Genomic DNA, 4088 nt, shown 5'->3' on the forward strand with positions numbered 1-4088 from the left:
AAGACATCATTATCCCATCTACAAAAAACTATACGGTGAGTGAAGCGAGCGAAAAGGTTGAGCAAATCAAAGGTCGGGAAACCGGGGCGCTACTCGCGGGAAGACTCCCATCAGGTAACGCTCCCGATTCCCCTCGCCGGTGCCTGTAAAGGATGCTAGGGGCGGGACAGGTCCAGCTGTTGAGCCTGCGGCACAACGACTCGAAGAATACAGCCCGCCAGACCCCTCACGCACCGAAACTAACTAAGACGGCTGCCGCCGTGCGCCATACGGTACAGCATGACCGAGAACTCCGAAGAAGAAACAGCATCCGAACTGAAACCCTCGGCATAGCGGTGATCATAATCCTTATAACCCCAGATGAACTGCTGAGTAGCCCACAGCGACTCCCGCCAGAACGCAGTATCCGTACGCCCATAATCGGACCAATGCGAACGCGAAACCCGGACGGGAGAATCACCCGGCACGCTACTGTTCTTGGGCACAGACGAAGACGGCACACTGCTCGACTCCGGCGCAGGAGCCGGGGCAACCATCCGCTGGTACCTGTACAGGAACGCCACCGCAGAACGTGTCGAAAGGGCTGCCTCCGGGTGGAATTTGCCGTCCGCCCAGCCGAAGGTAATACCCTTCTGACGAGCCCAAATGTACGCGGCGTAGTCCGGGTCGTTCGGTGCCACATCCGCGTAAGGGCTGGTTGCAGGCAGCTCAGCATGAGGCGCGCCCGCCAGGCGGTACAGCGCCACCGTGACATCGCGGCGACTCAGCACAGTCTTACTCTCATCCAGAAGAGCCTGTTTCTTGACCCATTCGACAGCAGCCTTCTGCTCCTCAGCAGTATTCGCCAAGAGATCAAGATTCTCAGAAGCCACCGGCTCGACCGCATCCGCGGCACCATCCTTGCCCGGGGTTACCTTCTCCAGAACAACCCTGTACGCTCCCTCATAATTCAGCGCGCTACCGGGAACGTTCAGCGTCTCCTCAGCGGCACCATCGTGGATGCGCTCAGCGGGAATAACCTGCTCCAGAGCCTTCTCACCGGTCAGCTCGCCGAAAATATCCGTTGCCTGAATCGAGAAACGGTAATAGCCCTCGGCAAGCTTCGGAAGATTCGAGACGCGTGCGGTGAGAGTATTCATCTCCTGATACGGGTTGACGCGCTTATACGGAATGTACAAATCCGGACGCGCTACAGGCTGGTCAGGATTCGGCTGGTTATCACTCGGCTGCCCCGACCGCACCGGAAGGAACTGCGCAACACTGGTCAGCAAGCTACCGCTGTACTCCTCCTCACCCGGGTGAGGCAGATTAGAACCGTAGATACCAATCATGTAGAGCCTACCCGGCTTCAACGTACCCGCCGGAATCGTCATCTTCGTGCCGAAATAGTTATTGCGGAAACCCGTACAGTGATGCAAGCAGTTGCCCGTCAACGGAACAGCATGGGAGAAAACAGGGCGTCCCATAATCTTTCCGGTAGCCGGGTCTGCCTCGTATAGAGTGACGTACGCCTGGCTGTCGTATCCACCTACGATATTCGGGGGAAGAATATGGTAGCCCTCAACCGTCAGAGTCGTATCCTGCCACGGCTTATCAATCGCCGAAATGCTGTAGCGGTACGTCGGCTGGTCAGGCTCAGGGTCGCGCACCGTGGGCAAGGGAATTCGTGCCGTAAGACGATAATCTTCATACGGATAGTCGTGCGGGTCAGGCTTATCGGACGGGTAGTAGGTCAGCACCACATCGAAGAGCGTACCCTCCGGAACCATCATCCACTGCTTCGGAATGTCAAGAGTGAACGTGACGCTCCCGTCAGGATTATCGTGGGCCTTGCCCTCAGCGCGGAGGCCGGCAACCTTGCTGCCGTACTGCGCCTCAGGAAGGGGATTGCCGTAATATGGCTCAAGGTAATTCTCACCGCGCTCCACAATGCCGAACTCATACAGCGTGTACTTCGCGCGGAACTCGGCACTCAGCGGCGCAGTGGTCACAGAGACGGTACCGCCCTCAGAAATGTTGAGGGTGCCCGAGGTGAGCTTCATGCCAACCGGGTTGTCAGGTTTCTTATCCTCAGCAGGGGTGGGAGGGGTCAATGGGGTAGGGGAATCCGCCAGCCGAACTGGTGCAGTAACCGTAAAATTATGAATCTCTGAACCGTAGTAAGGATTATCTGAGAAATAGACCCTCAGTTCCGCTTCGGAACCCAAATACACGCCCTGTAGCTCTTTAATATCCTCAGCATTAATTTCAAGTTCTACGGTTTGGGTGCCGTCGGGGTTACGGACCACAATTTTGTCACGTTCATAGTAATGGTCACTATTAACGCTGAGGTTGGCAATCGTTTTTTGAGCAGTTTTATTATAAACACTGATTGACCCGATATAGTACCCCAAATCAACTTCCGGGGAAATATTAGAAATAGTAACTTTATATTTCCCCTCATGGTACGGGTCAACCGTCTGAGGGGACAGCGAAACCTTCGGAAGAGTATTGCGGTACGTATTGCTCTGGTAAGGCATTTTCATGGGGTTCTTGCCCACAGGAACGAAGGGGAAGGCACGCCTCATAGCAATCGGGCCAGAAGGAGAGTCTCCCTGTACCGACAGATAATAACCCTTGCCTGACTTCAAAAGACCGGCAGGAATCGTAATTTTATGATGAAAATGACCGTTAGGAATTAAGCCATGAAAAACACGCTTAAAGTACGGAGAATCTGAAGGATCAAAAGACTCCAGCTCCTTGAGATATTTATGGGTAACATTTGCAGACGGGTCATATTCTACGAGAGTAAAACTTAGCTTATTCATCCCGTCAAAACCCGAACCCGTCATATTGATTTCAATCGGTTTTCCGGAATTAATCTGCTCCTCCGAAATAGAATCCACATCATAGGTAATAGAAGGCAGAACAGACGCCGGAAAATCATTCGTCACAGGGAGCGCCGTACGAATACGATCCTCAGTATTCCACTGATAGGGGTGCGCTTCATCTAGCGGGCGGTAGGTCAAAATAACTTCGTACTCCATGCCCGCAGGTATGCCGTTGGAAGATACTTCCAAGTCAGCGCTGAAAGTCCCGTCTGGGGCAGGCGCCGGAACGTCAAAGCGCGGCCCCTGGTATGTTGGCTCCTGGTGAGGACCCACGTAGGTAGAGGAACCCTTGGGCGCAATAATGAGGCTACGTAGCTCATGGTGCGCCAAGAATTCGGGAGTGAAGCCGGCACCCTCAACATGCACCGTGCCTCCGGCATAAATTCTTAGTGCTCCGCTAGTGACGCGCAGAGTCGGTAGCGAACTGGTCTGCTCGCCCTGGGCTACAGGATTCTGCTGATTGTCTGCTTGTTTCTGAACCAAAGCTGCAGCGGGGGAGGCTGGGGTCGCCTGCGCCTGCTGCTCAGGTGCCGCCTGGGTCGGTGTTGCGAGTGCCGCCGGGGTGATACCGGCCAGCGGACTCAAACCCAACAGTAGCGACAGGCTGAGCGCGCGGGCGCTCGCCGGGTGGCGCGGGGCGCCTCGTGGCGTGAAGAATGAAGACATCATTATCCCATCTACAAAAAACTGTGCGGTGATTGAAGCGAGCGAGTAGATGAAGCGAGCGAAGAAGTCGAGCGGATAAAACGTGAAAAGAAAACCCCGAACAGGGGAGAAGAAGCCCCGTAAAGCCTGGTGCCGGGCAAAAGAACTCGCAGAAGGCAGGGAAGAAAAATCGGGACGGTACCGGCGGGCTGAAAAGTCGAACTAATCCGAACATTCCAGCCCACCGGTTACCCCTCACCACAACTGGGCGCTACTTGAGATGGCTACCGCCGTGCTCCATGCGGTAGAGCATCAACGCCAAGTCATAGACAGACGTTGTCTCCATGAAAAAGCGTTCGTGTTCCCAACCCCTGGTGTAGCCCCAAATGCGTTGCTGCACAGCCCACCGAGATTCACGCCAAAAAGCACTACCCTCCTCCAAATCCAGAACCCATGGGTTAGCGCTCACCTCAGATTCATCCGACCCCGGCAGGCTACCGTTACGAGACTGCGGTGCGGCAGTCGGCAAGCCGGGAGACATCATACCGCGCGAACGCTGATACCTGTACAGGA

The 4088-nt window shown here is 55.1% G+C and carries 1 protein-coding gene and 1 pseudogene; both read right to left on the reverse strand.

Translation table 11 applies throughout. The features are described 5' to 3' along the window. Nucleotides 1-239 precede the first annotated feature (239 nt). Nucleotides 240-3539 carry an S-layer homology domain-containing protein gene (locus tag HMPREF2682_RS01020; protein ID WP_070830637.1) on the reverse strand — a complete coding sequence of 1100 codons (3300 nt, stop codon included), beginning with the start codon at nt 3537-3539 and terminating at the stop codon, nt 240-242. Nucleotides 3540-3786: 247 nt separating this feature from the next. After that, nucleotides 3787-4088: pseudogene (locus HMPREF2682_RS01025) on the reverse strand (superoxide dismutase); the annotation flags it as partial.

Origin of the sequence: Rothia sp. HMSC061D12, assembly GCF_001836735.1 — a bacterium.
Classification (GTDB): Bacteria; Actinomycetota; Actinomycetes; order Actinomycetales; family Micrococcaceae; genus Rothia.

Coding starts and splice junctions, on each gene's coding strand:
- HMPREF2682_RS01020 (WP_070830637.1), bottom strand. CDS start 3,539: ATGATGTCTTCATTCTTCACGCCACGAGGCGCCCCGCGCCACCCGGCG.